Below are 17,325 nucleotides of genomic sequence, written 5' to 3' on the forward strand. Positions count from 1 at the left end.
CCCAGACTTCCCTCGACCATCGAGCGCACCGGCAACCCGGCCGGTCACTCCCACACGCCCTGACCCGCGTCCAAGATCATCGGGCTGGACCGGCCGGGCACCGAGACCTCGTCGGTGGATCAGGGCTTAGTGAAATAGGAGGGTCAAATGGCGGGTCGCCACAGTCATGCCGTCGGCGTCGACTTCGGGACGTCGACATCGCTCGTCGCCGAGCGCAAGGGCCGGCTGCCGGCGACCATCGTTCCGCTCGGCGTAGGTACGCAGTGGTTTCCCTCCATCGCCGGATACGACGATGAGGATCTCCTGGTCGGCGAGGACGCCGACGAGCTGCCGAGCGACCAGGTCATCCGCTCGGTGAAGCGAGCGATCACCCGGCACGAGGATGCCGTCGTCGTCGCCGGTGCATCGGGGCCGCAGCGGGTCGCCGCTGACGACGTCATTATCGCGATCCTCGCCGAGATCGGCCGGCGGGCCGAGGCGGCCGGACGACCGATCACCGGCGGCCACGATCTGCGGTTGGGATGCCCGGCGATGTGGGACGGTCAGCAGCGCAGCCGGCTGCTCTCGCTTGCCACGAAGGCCGGTCTCCCGGTGGACAGTTCGACGCTCATCGACGAGCCGATCGCTGCCGGCGTGGCATGGGTGACGCACCGGTTCATGCAGTACGGCGAACGCCCGAAAGGACGCCTGCTGGTCTTCGACATGGGCGGGGGCACGCTGGACATCGCGGTGCTCGACATCGTCGGCGGCGAGCAGCCCGAGATCTCCGTGCTGTCCGCACTCGGCGTCGACCAGGCGGGTGACGCACTGGACCGTGCTGTCGCAAACCAGCTCACCAGGATGTACGCAAAATGCGGGGTCAACGTCTGGGATCGCGCACCTGAAGAGTACGTGGACGCAGTGCTGCTGCGAGCTGCCAAGACTGCGAAAGAGCGCCTGACTCAAGTCGCTGAGCAGCAGATTCTCCTTCCGCGTCGCCCGATGGGAGACGTGCCCGTCCTCACGTACCACAAGGAGCAGTTGGAAGAGGCATTCAGACCCCAGATGGACCGCGCGCTTGCGATGATCTGGGCCGCGGTTCGGGCGGCCCGGCTCACCGAACGCGGCGGGCGGTCCCCGGAACAGCTACGAGCGATCAGTCCTGCCGAACTGGCCCAGGACGTCGACTACATCCTGCTAGCGGGCGGCATGAGCCGCATTCCGTACGTCGAGCGGCGAATCGGCCGAGCGTTTCCACGGGCGCAGGTGTTTGACAACGCCGGGGTGGCCGCCGATGAGGCGATCGTGGCAGGGCTCGCGGACACCGGCAGTTACGAACGGCTGAACCTGCACCGCCCTGGCTTCGACTTCGTGGTCGAGTGGGAGGAGCGTGGCGAACGCCGCCAGGAGGTGCTGTATGAGGCCTACACGCCGCTGTACACCGCACAGCAAGTCCTGAACGGTATGTTCGACCTCGGTTACGCTCGGCACGGCCGGGAGTTCCCGGGACCCTCGCAGGGCACTGGTGTCCTGCGTGTCCGGTCCATCTCCGGCGAATACCTGAGTCTCGCCTACGTCGACGGTCGCGGAATGGACGATCGCCGAGCGATGGACGGTATCACGCTCAAGTTTGGTTCGAGCAGGATGGCGTTCAAGCTCTACTGCGACGGGCGCGTGCATATCCGCGACGCGACCGGCTGGGACCTGCAGATGCGGGTGGAACGGTGGCCCGTCATCCGCGGCCGCGACCATGCCCAGCTTGTGCTGCGCAGTGTTGAAGGAGACAGCACGGTCGCGCCGACGGCCTGGTATCTCAGCAAGGACTGGGCGCCGCCGCACTCGCGATGACGACGGCGACAGAGGTGAGCGACAAGCTCAACTCCTTGCTACCAATCAGCCTGTCCCTCACGTCGCGCCGGTTCTCACGGAGCCGCCGCAGCCATCCGTCGTTCAACCGGATGATGCTGCGGCTGCGATGCTGCGCCTGCAGCTGTCCGATGAGCTCGATGGTCTTGCGGATCTGCAGATCCAGGGAGCTTTCCCGGGCCCGGATTCGGCCCTCCACCAGGGCCGCGTTCTCCTGAGCACGAAGCCGTTCGGTCTTTCGCCGCCGTGCGGAGAGCTCGTCCTTGGCAAGCCGCAGCAGGTGTTCCGTGTCGGTGGGTGCGAATGAGGGCCCGTCGCCGAGGTCGCCTTCGGCCAGAGATTGCAGTAACGCCTCACCGACTCCGGCAGACACCTGGCGGGTGTCGACGTCAATCGCCGTAGCCCACAGCTCGCACAGCGGACGCAGCCCCGTAGTGACCGCAAGGTCAAGACTGACGAGGTACCGTCGACCACTCGGCAGGCCCTTTACACAGACCGATCCGAATCGTGGGAGCGACAGCGTCTCCGCGTCCAGCACCTCCAACGCGATCCGCACCAGCGGGTGCCGCGCCGATACCAGCTCGACGTTGTACCTGCTCGCCACCTCGGGCTTGAAGGTGCAGTCCAGCGGGGTGCCGTCCTGCATGAGCGCGGCAAGCTTGGAACGGCTGTACCGACTGCCGTCGTCTGTCGACCGGTGCAGACGTAACTTCGTCGCCAGCCCAGGCGATCCGACGATCCGGAACACCCCGTTGGCATCCACGTCTTCCCGACGGCCCCCGACGCGAACGAGGAGTTCGTCGATCATCCTGCAGATCTCGGCGGGACCGATGAACCGCCCGTTGCCCGGTCCGTCCGCGGTCATGCCTTCAACGAGCAGGTCGTCGAGGCCGGAGAGATACGCCCGCGAGTTCTTCAGATCGTCGGCATCATGCCGGCGCTGCTCCAGTGCCACGACGATTCGATCGACTTCGTGCTGCCGTCCGGCGGCATCGAGCTTCGGGTCGAGCACCCGTTTTGAGATGTCGCCGATCTTGTCCCGCAGGATTGGTTCGAGCTCGCCGATCGAGTTCTGGAACACGCCGATGCGGTCGTAGAGGCGTTGGAAGATGTCTGTCTCGATGGTGCCGGGCACGTGCATGTTGTAGATGAAGATCTTCTCGTGCTGCTGCCCGAACCGGTCGAGGCGGCCGATGCGCTGTTCTACTCGCATCGGGTTCCAGGGAAGGTCGTAGTTGACCAGCACGTTACAGAACTCGAAGTCCAGGCCCTCGGAGCCGACTTCGCTCAGCAGCAGGATCTCGAACCGGCCCTCACGAAACTCGCGCATGATCTGCTCGCGATGCGGCAGCGGTACGCCACCGTCCATGACCGCAACGGTGAAGTGTTGCTTGAGCTGTTCAGCAAGGTAGGCGAGCGTGCCACGGAAGAAGGAGAAGATCATCATCTGTCGCAGGCCGGCCTGCCGGATACGTAGCAGTTCCTCCTGTAGCTTTTCGTACTTACTGTCGACCGGTATCGGCCTGCGCAGGATTTCAGAGTTTGGGATTTGGGTCGGTGTCTCGTCCGGTTCCTCGTCGAAGTCGTCGAACGACTCCGCGAACAGGTGTGGCTCGCGTCGTTGTATGAGCCGCTGCGACGCGGGAATGCAGCTGGCCGCCTGCCGCAGCGGCATCTGCATCACGAAGCCCGGGGGACTGCCGGACTCGAGCGCCCGGGCCATGCACCATGCCATCACGGCCTCGTAGTACCGCCGCTCGGCATCGGTCCACTCGACGTCAATGCTGCGCGCCTCCCGGGCCGCCTTCGCGTCCGGAACCTCAGCCTTTCGCGTCCTGGTCAGGACACCGCCAAGGACGTTCAGATCGGCCAGCAGTCGGCGCGCTCGGGCGATCTCGTCAGGCCGCAGCGGGCGTTCCACGTCAAGCAGATCACGAAGAATCGCAAAGTCTGGCCGGTCCGTCACCGATGCGCCGAACTCCAGACCGGCGAGGCGGTCCAGTTCCGCGACGAGCTTTCGTGGCGAGTGCCGTCCTTCCCGCAGCAATGATCTCGCCACACTGTTCAACAGTTCGTTGGGCCACAGTTGGGCGTCGAAGACGGCCTTGTCGCCGAAGTTGTCCGCATCGAGAAGATGCATCAGATTGAACAGGTCGTCTGTGCCGAGGTTCAGCGGCGTGGCTGACAGGAACACGAGGTAGTCGGCCAACGACGCGAGCAACCGGCCGAGTGCATGCGTCTTGCTCTCCCGGTTGCGCAGATAGTGCGCCTCGTCCACGATGATCAGGTCGAACCGGGGCTGAAGCTCCTCCAGAACCTCCAGTACGTCGGCAGTCCGCAACGACTCCAGGGACATCACCCCCCGGATCTCCGGTTCAGCGCCGTCTCGCAGTCGGTCGAGCAGTTCCGCGAGATCCCGCGGTTTGAGCGCCGGCAGGCTCCGGTCGAACCTCCGCTCCATTTCGGTCTTCCACTTAAGCGTCAACGCCGCCGGCGCCACCACAAGCACCCGCTCGAGCCGAGAGCGTTGCTCGAGCTCGCTCCAGATCAGTCCCGCCTCGATCGTCTTGCCGAGGCCGACCTCGTCGGCGATGAGGATCCGACCGGAGGACCCGGTCAACATCTTGAGCACCGGCTTGAACTGGTACGGCCGGAAGACCGTCTTGCTTGATGCGAACGAGTACAGGACATCAGTCAACGGATGGTGCAGCTTCGTCCAGGTGAGCGTCAGCGAGATGTCGGCAGCGTTCGCCGGCGGCTGCTGCAGCCAGAACGCGGGATCACGCGGGTCGCCGGCAACCGGGACCAGCGCTTCCTCGCTGTAGGAGCTGACGGTTCCCTGAATGTCGACCTCGTACTCGTATCCGCCCGGTACGGCGATCACACGTCTGATCCGACCAACCGAGTCAGTGCCTTTCGGGCGGACCACCGCGCCGGCGCTCAGGCCCGGCCTACCGGCGAACGGAGCAGCGTTGTCCCAACTGTCCTCATAGAAGATACGCGCGAAGCTAAGGTGACCGTCCTCGACGTAGCGTGACCGTCCGCCGTCGGGCGACCGCGGTTCGAGGCCGGCGGCGACGAGCACGATGTGCCATACCCCTCCCACCTCGAACGCATACGTGCCCTGATGCAGCAGGCGTCTGGCGATCCCGGACGGGGCGGCGGCACGCACGCTAGGGGCGATTTGCAGGACAGTGTCGCGCTCATGCTCCGGTACGTCGCCCATCACCAGGCACGACGCTGGCTGAAGTGGATTCAGCCAGCCCAGGTCACCGTGTGGCGGTTTGTAGCGGAGGTCATCGTCTGCCATGTCGTTCCCATCCCCAGCGGTCTGCCGAGCATATTGACGGCATCAGCAACAGCAGTACGGCCGATCGGCCACCTTGTTCCGGCCGCAGCCGCGCAAAGATTGGCAAACGAGTCGCTATTCACCCATCTCGTTCACAGGACCTCGCCGTAGCCCGTACTCAATGACATGCCGCATACCTGGCGCGCTCATTCGAATCGGGGCGCCTCGCCGATCCGCCGAGTTGCTTCGTGGCGTGTCGTCTCGCAGTGCGGCGAGGCTTCAAGCGGCCGTCGGCATCGAGACGGCCCCGCTCCGGACGCGCGCGTCGCGATCGTCATCTCGCGCGCCGTGGAACGGCTGACGGTGCAGTGCTTCACGCTGCGCGACCGCCGTCGGTGGGGTCTCGGTGCTGGCGGCCACAACGCCGAGAGCCACGGCGGTCTCCGTGACGAGGATGCTGCGCTGCCGATTGAGAGTTACCTCAGCTCTTGCCACCTTGTATCGGACCATCGTCGTCTACTACCGGGGGAACCGTGCCACCTGAGAAGTCGTTCATCGCCGACCCATGGCGCAATCTGAGGCGCTCGGGCGCATGGGTCGCCGTCACCGCCACCGTGATCTCCGCGGGGCCGTTGGCCTACAGCATCTATCGCAACGCGACCGGGCACGGCGACCACGCGCTTCTCGTGTGGACTATCGGCATCGCGCTCGCGCTCGCGGGCTCCTGCGTGCTCGCCTGGCGTATCTGGCGGACCGACGACCACACGACGCAATGGCAGCTCACCGCCTTGTGCTGGATCACCGTGATCGGCGTCGTCGCCAGCACCGGCATCGTCAACGGGTCGGGCCGATGACGGCCTTCCGCCGCGAGCCACGAGCCGGATGCCGCTCGTGGCAGATCAGGCACCGGACGGTGCCGGGCTCCTTGCGGTGGTAGCGGCGCAGGTCGACCGCCTCCGACAGCTCCACGTCTCGCCCCTCCGGATAGGTGGGCACGCCGGCCACGGTTCGCAGCGTCCAGCAACCGGCGCACCCCGCTACGGAACGCACGACCGCCAAGTGATCGTCGTGCGTTGATCCGAAGCCTCCCCGGTGCGGGGTGTGACGAGGGGTATGGTTTGAACCCCAAAACCGGCAGGCCGAGCCTGCTCGCCAGATCTCTGGCGGTGGGCCAGACGTCAGGCCCGCCTTCGAGCAGGTCGAGCGTCATCCGGCAGGCGTATCCGTTGAAGCGCACGGTCTCTGGCGCGGCAGCGTAGCCCGCTGTCAGGGTGTCGGCGGTGGCGGCCTGGTCGTGCCGGAGATGGTGGCCGCGGGCAACCTCGACAAGATGCCGTGCCCGGCGCGGCCGGGACGGGATTGCCGCGGCCGCGGTCCGCCGGGCCGCGCGCAGCGCCTCACCAGGCTGGCGCAGTTCGACGGCGACGGTGACGGCGTGGGCGTCCATGATGATCCGGGAGAACGAGGTTTACGGCTGGTAATGCGACTCCGGCAGCCGGTCGGCGACACGTCCGGCCTCATCGAGGTTAGCGCAGCGCGGTCAACGCCTCCCCGATCCTGGCCGCGGTGAACGCGGCCCCGAACTGCAGCGCGCCGTGCAGCGACGCCAGCCAGCCGGTTGAGCATCGGCAGCCGGGGCGGCAGGAGGCGGCCGTTCTCCACGGCCTTGACCCATTCGGCGGACCGGCCGATGGGCCCGGCGACCACCGCGCGGGAGTCACCGGACCGCTGCCGGTAGAACTTGATCTTCTCGCCGACGGTGAGATCCGGCTGCGCCTGCATGGTCCCCCCGGGAGTGGGCCGTATTGACACGCGACGTGACGACCGTATCTCCAGGCTGGGACGTCAGCACCAGCCGGTCGGCCAGGGGTAACCAAAGCCGCATGGCGCGAGGGCCGGCCGTCGGTGTCGTGCAATCAGCGCGAGTCCTGGCGCGGCCCTTCGAACTCGATGCCATCCTCGTCGAATCGCCGCGGGTCGGCTCCCAACTTGTTCGGCGCCTCCCACGTACCGTTCGCGGCCAGAGTCGCCGCGCGTACGTCGGCAAGGAAGGCATTGAGGCGCCGCCCGTTGCGTTCGGCGAGGAGCCGGTTGTCGATCCGGACGGGCTGCCGGCGCGTGTCCGGAGGATTCCACGGGAAGAAGATGTCCGTCCAAAGCCCGATGTCGACGATGATGCGGCGCGGGTCGGTGTCCTCCTCGACGTCGGCGTAGATCGTGATTGGCGGCGAGGTCTGGTCCGTCGGAATCTTGGCGCGATCGCTGAGGTCGTAGATGGACGAGAACCACTCTTCTTCGATGCGGTCGCCCGGCTGGTACCAGTCGTCGCCGACGACGAACGCGAGTCGGGTCGCGAGGGTGAGCCGCTCCCAGCCGGCGCCGAGGATGAACCCGGCCGGGAACACGTAGAACTCTGGCGGCAGGTCGGGGTGCGCGGCGGCGAAGTCGCCGATGTAGCCGTCCCGCGCCCGGTCGTACCCGATGTCGTCGAACCGCTCGACCCGCAGCACGCCATACCGCTCCCCAGCGGCGAACAACTGCTGCTCCCAGGCGTGCAGGACCGCCGCGTCGGCCGGGACCGCGAACGATGGGCTCCAGACGATCAGCGAGGAGGATTCGAGAATGTTCCAGTGATTGGCGTGCCGGTCAGGGGCAGGCGTCGGCGATGTCATGAAATTGGTCCTTTGTCCAGCGGTGCACGCCGGTGCGATTCACGATGATGAGTTCGTCGACAGCGGGCACGGCCGCCTGGGCATAGGGCGCTCAGGCTCTGCCGCTGGCGTGGGTGCCTGAAATAGGCGGCGAGTCCTGACGGTCGAGCACATGCCGGATGCTGGCCGGTTCTAATTAGATACAGCACTGCGACCTTCGCATATCCGGGCGGCGCCTGCTGCCGCACCCCTGTCTGCCCGTCGACGCCCCTTGGCCATTGAGTTGCTTGATCGCCACGTTCAGCTCGCCGCCGAGAAGGTCCGACGTGATCGACTTCAGCTGGTACGACCGTGGTTGGTGACGTCGAGGACCTCGGAGTCAAGTTTTCTCAGCAGGCTGGGGGCCAGGTACCCAGCCGTCGAGTCGGACGTGGACGTTCGGATCTTCGCGCAGCAGGTGCACGGCGAACTCGGTTTCACGCCGCTTGCCGAGGTTCGGCGGCAGCCCGACAGCCGGGTTCGGTGACAACGTCGGGTCGGCGTCGAGCGGGCCCGTCGCCTTGTGCGGCTGGTCGGCGAGTTCCTCGGGATTGTCGAGACGGCCCGAGGAGACGAGAGCCTGCAGCTATGGGATGAGCTGCGCGGTGACAACGTTCTCCAGCGCCGTTCCGATGAGCTGCCGTTCGTCGGAGGTGAGGGTGGTCCGGCCGCGGGTCATCAGGTCGGCGGCGTTGAGCATCAGCGCCTGTAGCGACGGGTCGAGCCCGCTGATGAGGGTCCGGGCTCGGTCCCGCGGGCCGAAGACCTTCCCGGCCGGCCGAAGCTTGACCAGTACCTGACTGCCGCCGGTATCGCGCTCGAATGGCGGCGCGACCGCTACACAACACCAACCAGACCGGGCAGTGACCTGTTCGCGAGCCGTACTCGCGGTACTCGAACTGGGCCGCTGTTGCCCGCCGGACCGGACGCCGTCTCAGAGGCTGACGCCCGGCTCGGCGCCGTGCTGGACCGCGGCGGCTTTCTGGCGGTGCTGGTGAACCCGCGGCCTTCGGCGGTGCCCGCAAGGCGCTGCTCGACCGGTTCGGGCTTACCGAACTGAACGTCACCGCCGTCCTGGTCGAGACGCCGCGCACCCTTGGCGTGTCGTGGGAGCTGGTGCTGGAGTCTGATGCTCGCGAAGCCGCCCACCCGGACCACCGCAACCTGGAGAGCGTCGTCCGGGCTGAGGTGGTGCCGCGCCTCACCGCCGCGCTCGCCACAGCCGCAGCTCGTCGCCCGACGACGCTCCGCAGTGGCTTAGCGTGGGTTATCGAGGTCCTCCCTGCAACGGGATTCGGGCGATGGGCTCATGCCACCGGTACTGGCTGCGCCCGGCGTCCTGGATCACATCGAGGAGCCAGACCGCGCCGACGGTCAACGGCGCGCGGTTTGGCCGTACCGCACGCCGCAGTTGACTCTGGACGACGCCAGAGTCTTCCGGGCCGGCCGCGTACGCCAGGCTTATGTGTGGGACGCCAGGGTCGTAGCGCAGCGCGTCGGCACCGAACACGCCGCGGATGGCGGTCCCGACCCGTTCGCTGAGCATCGCGAACGGCTCACCGGGCAGGTCCAGATCGAGATCCACAAGGATCCCGGCTGCGCTCGCGAGCTGTGGGCACCGAACCGGCGGTGGCAGTGAACGGCGCGAGCGGTCCGACCTGTTCGTGTAAGCCGGCGATCAGCGCCGCCCGCTGCGCCGCCGTCACGGCGGCCCCGGCGCGCCCGGTGATCACCTGCACCGTCGCGTGGAGCCAGGCGTCCGGCACCACGGACAGCGCCCGATGCCGCGCCATTACGGTGCGGCTCTGCTCCACCAACCGCCGGAACTCGGCGTCGATGCCGAGGTCTGGCAGCACGTACACATGCCAGCGCGTCGCTTCCGCCCACATGCGGTCGGTGGTGATGAACCGATCCACAGCTTCCCTCCATGAGACGGCATGGGCAGTTGGGGAATTAGGCGTCAGCGTAGATTTGCGAGCTGAACTCCTGACCCGCATTCTCACAGGCCCGTCGCTCCCGGCCCCCTCAGCCGGTTCCGAAGATCCGGGCCAGGACGGCGTCGTGTTCCTGGTAGATGGCAGTAGCGCGCTCAGGCAGGGAATCGGCTGGGTCGATCGTGACCGACGGGCTGATGGCCGCCGCAATGGTCGTCGCATCCATGGCCAGCAGTTCCGCGCGGTAGAGCTGCGCAACCGTTTCCGCGATCTGCACGCCGTAGCTGTCGATGTCGCCGGCGTATCGCAGCGGTACGCCACAGCGGTTGGCCAGTTGCAGGAGCACGTGGTCGACCGCCCGCAGTTGGCCGCTGGTACACGCCAGCGGGATCCGGCTCCCCCGGACGAGGGCGACTTCGATGACGGACGGGTTCTCTACGACGGTCAGCGGCACCGGAGCGAGGATCGGTGGCGTGGCGATGAGGTCGAGCAGAGTAAGCGCGACGGGCAGGGCGGAGGCACGTAGCCGCTGGTCGATCGGGCCATCGCCGATGGCGTCGACGTTGTACAGAAGCACAGTTGCGGATAGGCGGTCCGCGAGGATGCCGACGTCAGCGAGGAGTTCGCGAACCAGGTCGGGCCGAGCGGGCTCAGGCCGGTCGGTGAGTTCCGCGACAGCGGCGACGAAGCGTGTTCCGGTGGTGGTTCCGAGGTCGAAGAAGTGGGGATTGCCTGTCGTGTCATGGGCGAGCTTCGCCAATGGAATGGGCGGCTTTGCCGGTATCAGGGCTAGGGCATCGGCCAGTGCGTCGATGGTGCTGCGCGTCTCCGTGTCGTCGTCGCCGAGGCCGGCGGCGCGGAGGCGGGCGACGAGACGCGGAACTTGTGGAAGCCGTTGTGCCGCGTATTCCCAGAGCTTCTCGCGCCGGGCGAGAGCGACCCGGTTGGCGAGGCTTCGATTGACGATTTGTTGGCCGGTGGCGCGTTCGACGAGCTCAGGCAGCAACTGACCGTCGATGTGCAATACCCGCAGAAGTTCGCGTAGCGGCACGGTAGTCGTGGTAGCGGTGACGGTCACGGCGGACCTGTGGCGGCGGGCTGTGGTGGTGTCCAGCCAGGTTCGCAGCACCGAGATGCCGGTGCGGGACAGCTGAGCGACTCGCACCATGTTGATGGCTTCCGGAGGCTCGCCGGCACATAGGCGCCGGTGGACGGCTTGCCACAGTGGGGCGAGGTCGGGATCGTCGGCAAGACTGCGGACGTCGGTTGCCATGCGATCAACTGTCCTGCGGGTCGTCCGCGGCCGGCGAGAAGTCGAAGGTGAGCGGTTGTGGCTCTCCATGGCCGCGCCAGAGCCAGGGCACTGTGACTCGGCTTCGGCCCGTGGTAACGAGTTGGTGGACGACGACCTGCCGAACTTCACGTTTGATCATGGGTGTCATGGTCGGTGTGGTGGCGAGAACGTCGAAATTCCAGCCGCGCAGGAGGGCGAAGATCTGACGGAGGTTGGGCTCGTCGAAGGCGGCGTCGATCTCGTCGATGGACAGCAGGCGCGGGCCGTTGTAGCGCTGGTCGGAGTACATGGACCATGCGGCGGCCAGCAGCGGCAGCATCGTGGCGAGCCGGGATTCGCCGGTGCTGAGCGCTTTCAGCGGGTTGGATCGCGCGTTGACCGGCCGGAATACCTCTGAGCCGTCGGTGCTGAAGCTGCGGTGAGTGATGTTGATGTGCCATTCGTGCCAGGAGCGGTAGTCGAAGGTGTGGGCGACGCGGTCGGCCCACGCCTCGGTGGCTGCGTCGTCCATCCGCTTTCGGAGGACCTCGTACATCTGGTTGAACGTGTCGTCCGATGGTGGCGCGGTGAGCAGTTCGATCATGCGTTGGGCGTCAGGGTCTTGGCGAACGGTCCAGTCGACTTCGACGCCGACTCGTTCCACGCCGGTACGTACGCCGGCAAGCGTTGCGCGGATTTGCCGGACCAGCTCCTGGGCCAGTTCGCGGCGGTCTTGGATATCGCGGCGCAGCTCAGTGAACATCGACGTCTTCAGGGTTGCCTTGACGTCCTCTCGCAGGTCGGCTTCCAGCCGGCTGGTCGTGGCGCGCAGTGTGGCGACCGCCTGCAGCAGGTCCTCACCGACGGCGGCGTTGGTGGCAACGAGCGTGACCCGGCGCCAGTCGGTACCGTCCAGGGTCGCGATGTCGACCTGCTGACGGAATTTCATCAGCGCCTGGTTCGCTGTCCGTACGGTGCCTTCGAGGGTCTGCAGCGCCCGATCACGGGACTCGGTGAGCGCGCCGAGGCGGTCTCCAGAGGTTTCCTCGGCCAGGATGCGCCGTGACCAGGCGATGGCGGCGGTTACGTGGGCGGGGTGCCCATCCACGTCGGTGGGGAGGTCGTCGGGCACGGTGGCGAGTTTGTGGGTGACCAGCAGCCCGATGCGGCGTGCGCAGAGGTCGCGTTGCCGTTCGGCTTGCTGCCGTTGGGGTACGAGTGCGTCCAGGGTGGCTTTGGCCTGGGCGGCACGATTGCTGGCCTCCTCGCGATTGAGCAGTACCCGTTCGTCTTCCTCATGGTTGGCGGTGCGCTGCTGGTCGAGGGTGTTGCGGGTGGTTCGCAGGTGTTCGTAGTCGGCTCCGTGCAACTGGCGGATCTCGTCGACTTGGGCCTGTACCTTGGCGACGGCCAGCCGGGCTGTTTCAGCTTCGGCCTCACCCGTCGTGGCGTCGCCAAGAGCGGCTTCTGCGGCTTCGTCGGTGTTGTGCCACCGTAGCAGTAGGTCGATGGTTCGAGCCGCGGCATTCTGCCAGGACTGGACTTGCTGGCCGAGGGCCGCAACGGCGTCGCGCAGGGTGTACAGCGGATCGGCGGCAGTGGGCAGCATCATGCCGTCGGGCAATGTCGCTGCAGCGTTGAGCTCGCGCACTGCGCTGCGGACCTGGCCCGAGGCGTCCGCGTGACGGGCCGTGGCTTCCTGGACGGCAACCTCCGCATTGGCGAGGTCGTGTGTCGCCAGGTCTTCGTCATGTTGCGCCGTGCGCACCGGGCCGAGATCAGGGAAGTCTGCCCGTTCACCCTCGGCCTGCCGCTGCGCCGCCTCTGCCTGTTCCAGGTTTGCGGTGGCGACGGCGAGCTGCTCCATGGCTGTCGCGTGCTCAGCATCAGCCTGCTCACGGGCTGTCCGGCGCCCGACCGCAATCTCGGTCTTGTCGTTGGCCACCCTTTGTGCCTCGGCCAGCCGTGCTGCGGTAGCCGTTTCGGCCGCATCGATTTCGGCCAGCCGGCGCTGCAGGGCGAGCTGGGCAGCGGCGAGTTGCTCGGCGGTCTCCCGCTGCGCAACCCCGAACGCGAGGCGAAGTTCAATCACCCGCTCGCGGGCGCCGTACAGCCCAGCGGTAGCGGGGAATCGGTCGCGTTCCGCGCTGGCCGCCGCCAGATCCTGGTCGAGCACGGCGCGGACCCGCTGCGCTTCCCGCAGAGCGGCTTCAGCTTGGTCGAGGCTTGCTTGCAGGGCGGCGACGTGAGCCAGACGAGCGCGTTCCCGTGCGGTACGGCCGATGAAGCGGGCCTGGTAGTCGGGTGGGGCGAGTGCGGTGAGCGAGCCCACCTGCAGCCGGCCGCTCGCGATGTCGCTGTCCGGATCATCGACGGCGACCGCTCGCAGCAGAGTCGTGATTCGGTCGGCTGGCACGCTCGGATCGGCTTCGACGACGAGGAAGTCGGCCAGACACCGCCCGCTGGCAGGGACCTCCGCCGTGATCGTCACGTCGCCTGCCGTGACTGTGCCGTTCTGATTGACGAGTGCGTCGAGCAGCCCCGCGACGAGTAGAGCCCCTTCGAGCCTGTCGGCCTGCTGAGGCGTGACCTGTGGGGCGAAGTCCACCAGCGACCAGAACGGCGCCGCCCGGGAGTCGATGCGTGCCGGTCGCCACGGCGGGGCAGACGGTACCGGCGCCTCTCGCTGAGCCTCGGCAAGCTTCGCCGCCACGTCGCCGACAGATTGTTCGCTGTCCTTGACCAGCCGGTTGGCGTCGGTGATGCGTACCCGTAGATCGGCGGCCGCTGCGGCGTGGGCGCGTTCGACAGCCAACGCCACGACCGGCAGGTCGATGAGGTCGGGGTCGTCGGGCAGCGGTACCGCATCCGGGGAGAGGTGCACGAGTCCGGTGCGCCAGGCGGCCACCTCGCCGGCCCATTCCGTGGCGACCTCGGTAGCCGTGGCCGTGGCCGTGTGGAGCGCCCGCTGCGCCGCGGTGGTGATCTGGTGAGCCGCTGCGACTGCCTGGTCGTGGGTGGCGGCGGCGTCTGCACGCGCCGTTGCTGCGGCAGCCTGGTCCGCTTGGGCGGCTGTTTCGGCCTGCTTGAGCGCGTCGCCCGCCGCGATGGCTTCTGCTTCAGCCGCTTCCTGTGCAGCTGTCGCCCTTCGCAGGGCACCGCTGGCTGCCTGCTCGGCCGCTCCGGCCGCCGCGACTGCCTGCTGGTGCCCGCCGACATCGATACGTCGTGTGGTCGCCTGCGCGGCGACGGAGAGCCAACGGGCCAGCCGATCCAGGTCGGTGCGTTCGGTGTGGTCGACCAGGGTGGGAGGCAGTTCGGGCAGCTCGACACGGCCGCGCTCCCAGTGCGCCAGGCTGGCGCGAAGCTCGTGCTCGCGGCCCTGTCGGTCGGTGGCTGCCTGCGCGCAGCGACGTTCTCGACCGTCCTGTTCGTCTTCCGCCCGGCGCAGTTCAGCTGCCGCGGCCAGTTGCTGTTCTTGCGCACCCGAGTGCTGACGCAGGGCGTCGTCGACCCGCCGGATCTGCTGGCCTCGCAGGTCAGTCCATCCGCTTGGCGTGCTGGCCAGCTGCGAAGTGTTGAGCTGGCTCGTCTCTGTGTCGGGTCCGGCCTCCGCCAGCAGCGCCGTAGCTTGAAGTAGCCGATCGAGGACCGGGTCGGCGCCGATACGGGTTCCCGCGGCCTGCAGTTCCGTCGTAAGGCCGGAGAGATGGCGCTGGGCAGCTTGCGCATCCTGGGCCGCCTCGGTGTTCTGGCTCGTGGCCCGGTCAGCGTTTTGGCGCAGCTTGGCAGATCGGGCGGCTTCGCGCCGGTGTTGTTCTTCGAGGTCGGTCAGCCGTTGCTCCAGATGGGGCAAGTCGGCGCCGGCGTGGTTACGCAGTTCCGCGTCCGCGGCGGCGAGTCGTCCCTCGATCTTCGTGAGGGCTTCGCGGAGTTGTCGCCGGCGATTGTTGGCAGCCTCCACCGCCGAGGTGGCGGTGGCGAGATCGGTGTCGGCCTTGCGCGTCTTCCGGGTCTGATCGTCCAGCCGGGTGACCGCAGCGAGCAGACTCGCGGCTTCCGCCTGCGTCAGGGCCGTGACGTAGCGACGGTAGGCATGTTCAGCGCGGTCCAGCAGCCGTACCTCCTCGCGACCGCGGCTGAGCTGCTGCTCAAGGTCCGCGATGCGTTCCATGGCCTCCGCGATGACTGCCAGCCGTACCGGGTCGAGGGCCGGCAACGCCTCGGTCAGCACCCTGCGCATCTCATTCGGGGAGATGGCCTCCGCCGTTCGTACGCTGCGCAGGCTGCGCAGTACACCGAGCAGGGCATCGAACTGCACGTCATCCAGCGGTGCGAACAGGGCGGTGCGAACCTCGGACTTGTAGCCGTCCTCCTTGCCCACAGTCAGGTGGTGACCCGCCGCCCGGGCGAGCCGCTGCGAGTCGGTGAACAGCCGCCCACCGCTCGCGGCGAGTTGCGCCGCGAGGTCTTCTATGGACACCGGTTCCCGATCGGTCTGCAGCGACAGCTCGACACCGATTCGGGCTGGGACCACGAAGAATGCCCGGTGCAGGTCCCCGCCTGCCGAACGCAGCCACACTCCGGTCGTGAGGTACTCGACCGTGTCGTCGTCGGCGGCGCGGCGGCCATACTCCAACCACCACGCACCAGTGCGGTCCTCGCGTGGGTTGCGGTTGGTGTGCCGGTCGGCCAGGGTCCCGGCTGACTCACCGGACACCGACAGCGCCTTCGGCGCCCAGTCGGCATCCAACAGTAGGGTCACGAGCATTGAGGCGGTCAAGGACTTGCCCGAACCGTTGGGGCCTGCCAGGGCAAGCCACCCGTCGGCGAACAGCAGCGTCTCGTCAGCCCATGCCCATGAGTTGACCGCGCCTGCACGGGTCGGTTGCCACCGGCCCACCGCAGCGGGAAGGCCGACAGCGGAGAGGTCCGGCTCCCCGGTCGGTGCGGTCGCACCATGGGCCCGTGTGAGCTGGTGGGGCAGGACCGTCACGATGGCTCCTCGAGTTCGCCGGGCCCGGTCAGATCAAGAGTGTCGGCGACCCATGCGGGACTGCCTGAGTCCCGTTCAGCGGTTCGAGTCGGCGGCTCGCCGCGGCGCACCTGAATCCGCCACAAATGGATGCCCGGTGTCGGCCGCCAGCAGTTGGGTGCGTCCGCGCGGGTGAGCAGTCCTGCCGCGACCAAGTCTGCGGCTGCCGCTTGCGCGAGCACGGTCAGCTTGCCTGCATACGACGAGCCCCACCGAGGCAAATCCTCCCGTACCGCGGTGATCAGCGCCTCGATCTCGGCCAGCGGCAGTTCGGCTTCCGGCTGCGGCCGCCGGGTAAGCTCGGCAAGCAGCGCGAGGGCGGCCTGCCGGGCGGTACGCCGGCCCAGTGGGAAGTCCATGCTGGTGGCGCCGCTGCCTGGGTTGGTGACCTCCCACCAGTCGCGGCGCACGGTGGCAACCAGCCCTAGCTGCGACGCGACGGTGAGTGCCCGTTCCCGGCCCGACAAGGTCAGCAGGTATCCCACTGGTGCCGGGTCGTCGGTGGGATCGACGCCGGGGTCGTCGACCACTCGCCGCAACGCCGCCAGGCGGCGCCCGTCCACGCTGGCGCGGTGGTCCACTGCGGCGGCTTGAGTCGCGTCGGGAAGGGACGTGGCGGTCAACGCGGCGGCGTGCTCATGTGTGGGCCGGCCGCTGAGCCCGAGCAGGGTCGGCGACAGCGACGCGAACTTGGTCGCCAAGCTGTCGCGGTTGGCGGTGATGACACAATCCGCCGCGTCGTCGGCCAGGGCTCGGTCCAGATCGGTGTCGATCGCGATCTCGCCCTCGGCGACGAGCAGCTTCAGCGCATCGGACAAGTCCTGGCGGGCGGTCTGCGCCTGGCGTTTGCTGACTCCGTCGGTGGCCACGATCCGGAACGGGGGCAGCCGACCCTCTGCCGTCTCCGCGGCGCACACCTGCGCGATCGCCTGCACGAGCTCGCGCAGTGAGATGCGCGGGCGCCGCCACAGCTGTTCGCACACCAGCGCCACCAGCACCAGTACGCCGATTCCGGCCAGCGGGCCTGGCCGGTTGTCGCGCGTGACGAAAGGTCCACGATCGGCCGGCGGGTCATCGCGGCGTTTGTGCAGACGAATGACTCCAGCGACCTCATGTACCACGAGCGTCCAGCCGAGTTCGTCGCGGAAGAACGCGGCGAGCTCACGCTGGCCGCGCAGCAGCGTCCGATATCGGGCCGGGTCATCGATGACGCTGATCCGGCACACGGCGGTCAGGTGCCGGGCCGCCTCGGCTACCTC

10 protein-coding genes and 1 pseudogene are annotated in these 17,325 nt (G+C 67.7%); 2 read left to right on the forward strand and 9 right to left on the reverse strand.

Features of this window, described 5'->3' with window-relative positions; all coding sequences use genetic code 11:
- Positions 1-147: 147 nt before the first annotated feature.
- Positions 148-1,827: an Hsp70 family protein gene (locus ABD901_RS42585; protein WP_345136597.1), complete on the forward strand. Its 1,680-nt coding sequence runs from the start codon at positions 148-150 to the stop codon at positions 1,825-1,827.
- Here ABD901_RS42585 and ABD901_RS42590 read toward each other — a convergent pair.
- Positions 1,793-5,155 carry a DEAD/DEAH box helicase gene (locus ABD901_RS42590; protein ID WP_345136599.1) on the reverse strand — a complete coding sequence of 1,121 codons (3,363 nt, stop codon included), beginning with the start codon at positions 5,153-5,155 and terminating at the stop codon, positions 1,793-1,795. The two genes, ABD901_RS42585 and ABD901_RS42590, sit on opposite strands and share 35 nt — an antisense overlap.
- 512 nt (positions 5,156-5,667) lie before the next feature.
- Between ABD901_RS42590 and ABD901_RS42595 the strand changes: the two genes are divergently transcribed.
- Positions 5,668-5,988, forward strand: coding sequence for a hypothetical protein (locus ABD901_RS42595; protein WP_345136808.1), 321 nt, complete (start codon positions 5,668-5,670; stop codon positions 5,986-5,988).
- On the opposite strand, the gene ABD901_RS42600 is transcribed toward ABD901_RS42595, so the two are convergent.
- The 8 genes and pseudogenes from ABD901_RS42600 to ABD901_RS42635 all read right to left on the reverse strand — a co-directional run bounded on the left by ABD901_RS42600 (position 5,969) and on the right by ABD901_RS42635 (position 17,292).
- Positions 5,969-6,130: a hypothetical protein gene (locus tag ABD901_RS42600; RefSeq protein ID WP_345136810.1), complete on the reverse strand. Its 162-nt coding sequence runs from the start codon at positions 6,128-6,130 to the stop codon at positions 5,969-5,971. The genes ABD901_RS42595 and ABD901_RS42600 overlap by 20 nt on opposite strands.
- A gap of 139 nt (positions 6,131-6,269) precedes the next feature.
- Positions 6,270-6,744 (reverse strand): annotated as a pseudogene (locus tag ABD901_RS42605) (XRE family transcriptional regulator); the annotation flags it as partial.
- Between the two features lie 306 nt (positions 6,745-7,050).
- Positions 7,051-7,806: a hypothetical protein gene (locus ABD901_RS42610; protein ID WP_345136600.1), complete on the reverse strand. Its 756-nt coding sequence runs from the start codon at positions 7,804-7,806 to the stop codon at positions 7,051-7,053.
- A gap of 1,285 nt (positions 7,807-9,091) precedes the next feature.
- Entirely contained in the window at positions 9,092-9,409 is a 318-nt protein-coding gene (locus ABD901_RS42615; protein WP_345136601.1) for a hypothetical protein, read from the reverse strand.
- Positions 9,381-9,740, reverse strand: coding sequence for a hypothetical protein (locus ABD901_RS42620; RefSeq protein ID WP_345136603.1), 360 nt, complete (start codon positions 9,738-9,740; stop codon positions 9,381-9,383). Before ABD901_RS42620 ends, ABD901_RS42615 begins: the two co-directional genes overlap by 29 nt.
- A 109-nt stretch (positions 9,741-9,849) precedes the next feature.
- On the reverse strand, positions 9,850-11,031 hold the full coding sequence (locus tag ABD901_RS42625) for a TIGR02679 domain-containing protein (protein ID WP_345136605.1): 1,182 nt from the start codon (positions 11,029-11,031) through the stop codon (positions 9,850-9,852).
- Positions 11,032-11,035: 4 nt separating this feature from the next.
- Positions 11,036-16,027 (reverse strand): SbcC/MukB-like Walker B domain-containing protein, encoded by a 4,992-nt coding sequence (locus ABD901_RS42630; RefSeq protein ID WP_345136607.1) that lies wholly within the window; start codon positions 16,025-16,027, stop codon positions 11,036-11,038.
- A complete protein-coding gene (locus tag ABD901_RS42635; RefSeq protein WP_345136609.1) occupies positions 16,024-17,292 on the reverse strand; it encodes a DUF2398 family protein in 1,269 nt (422 codons plus the stop codon). The genes ABD901_RS42630 and ABD901_RS42635 overlap by 4 nt, the downstream gene beginning before the upstream one ends.
- Positions 17,293-17,325: the final 33 nt, after the last annotated feature.

This window comes from Dactylosporangium darangshiense (genome assembly GCF_039537565.1).
Taxonomy (GTDB): domain Bacteria; phylum Actinomycetota; class Actinomycetes; order Mycobacteriales; family Micromonosporaceae; genus Dactylosporangium; species Dactylosporangium darangshiense.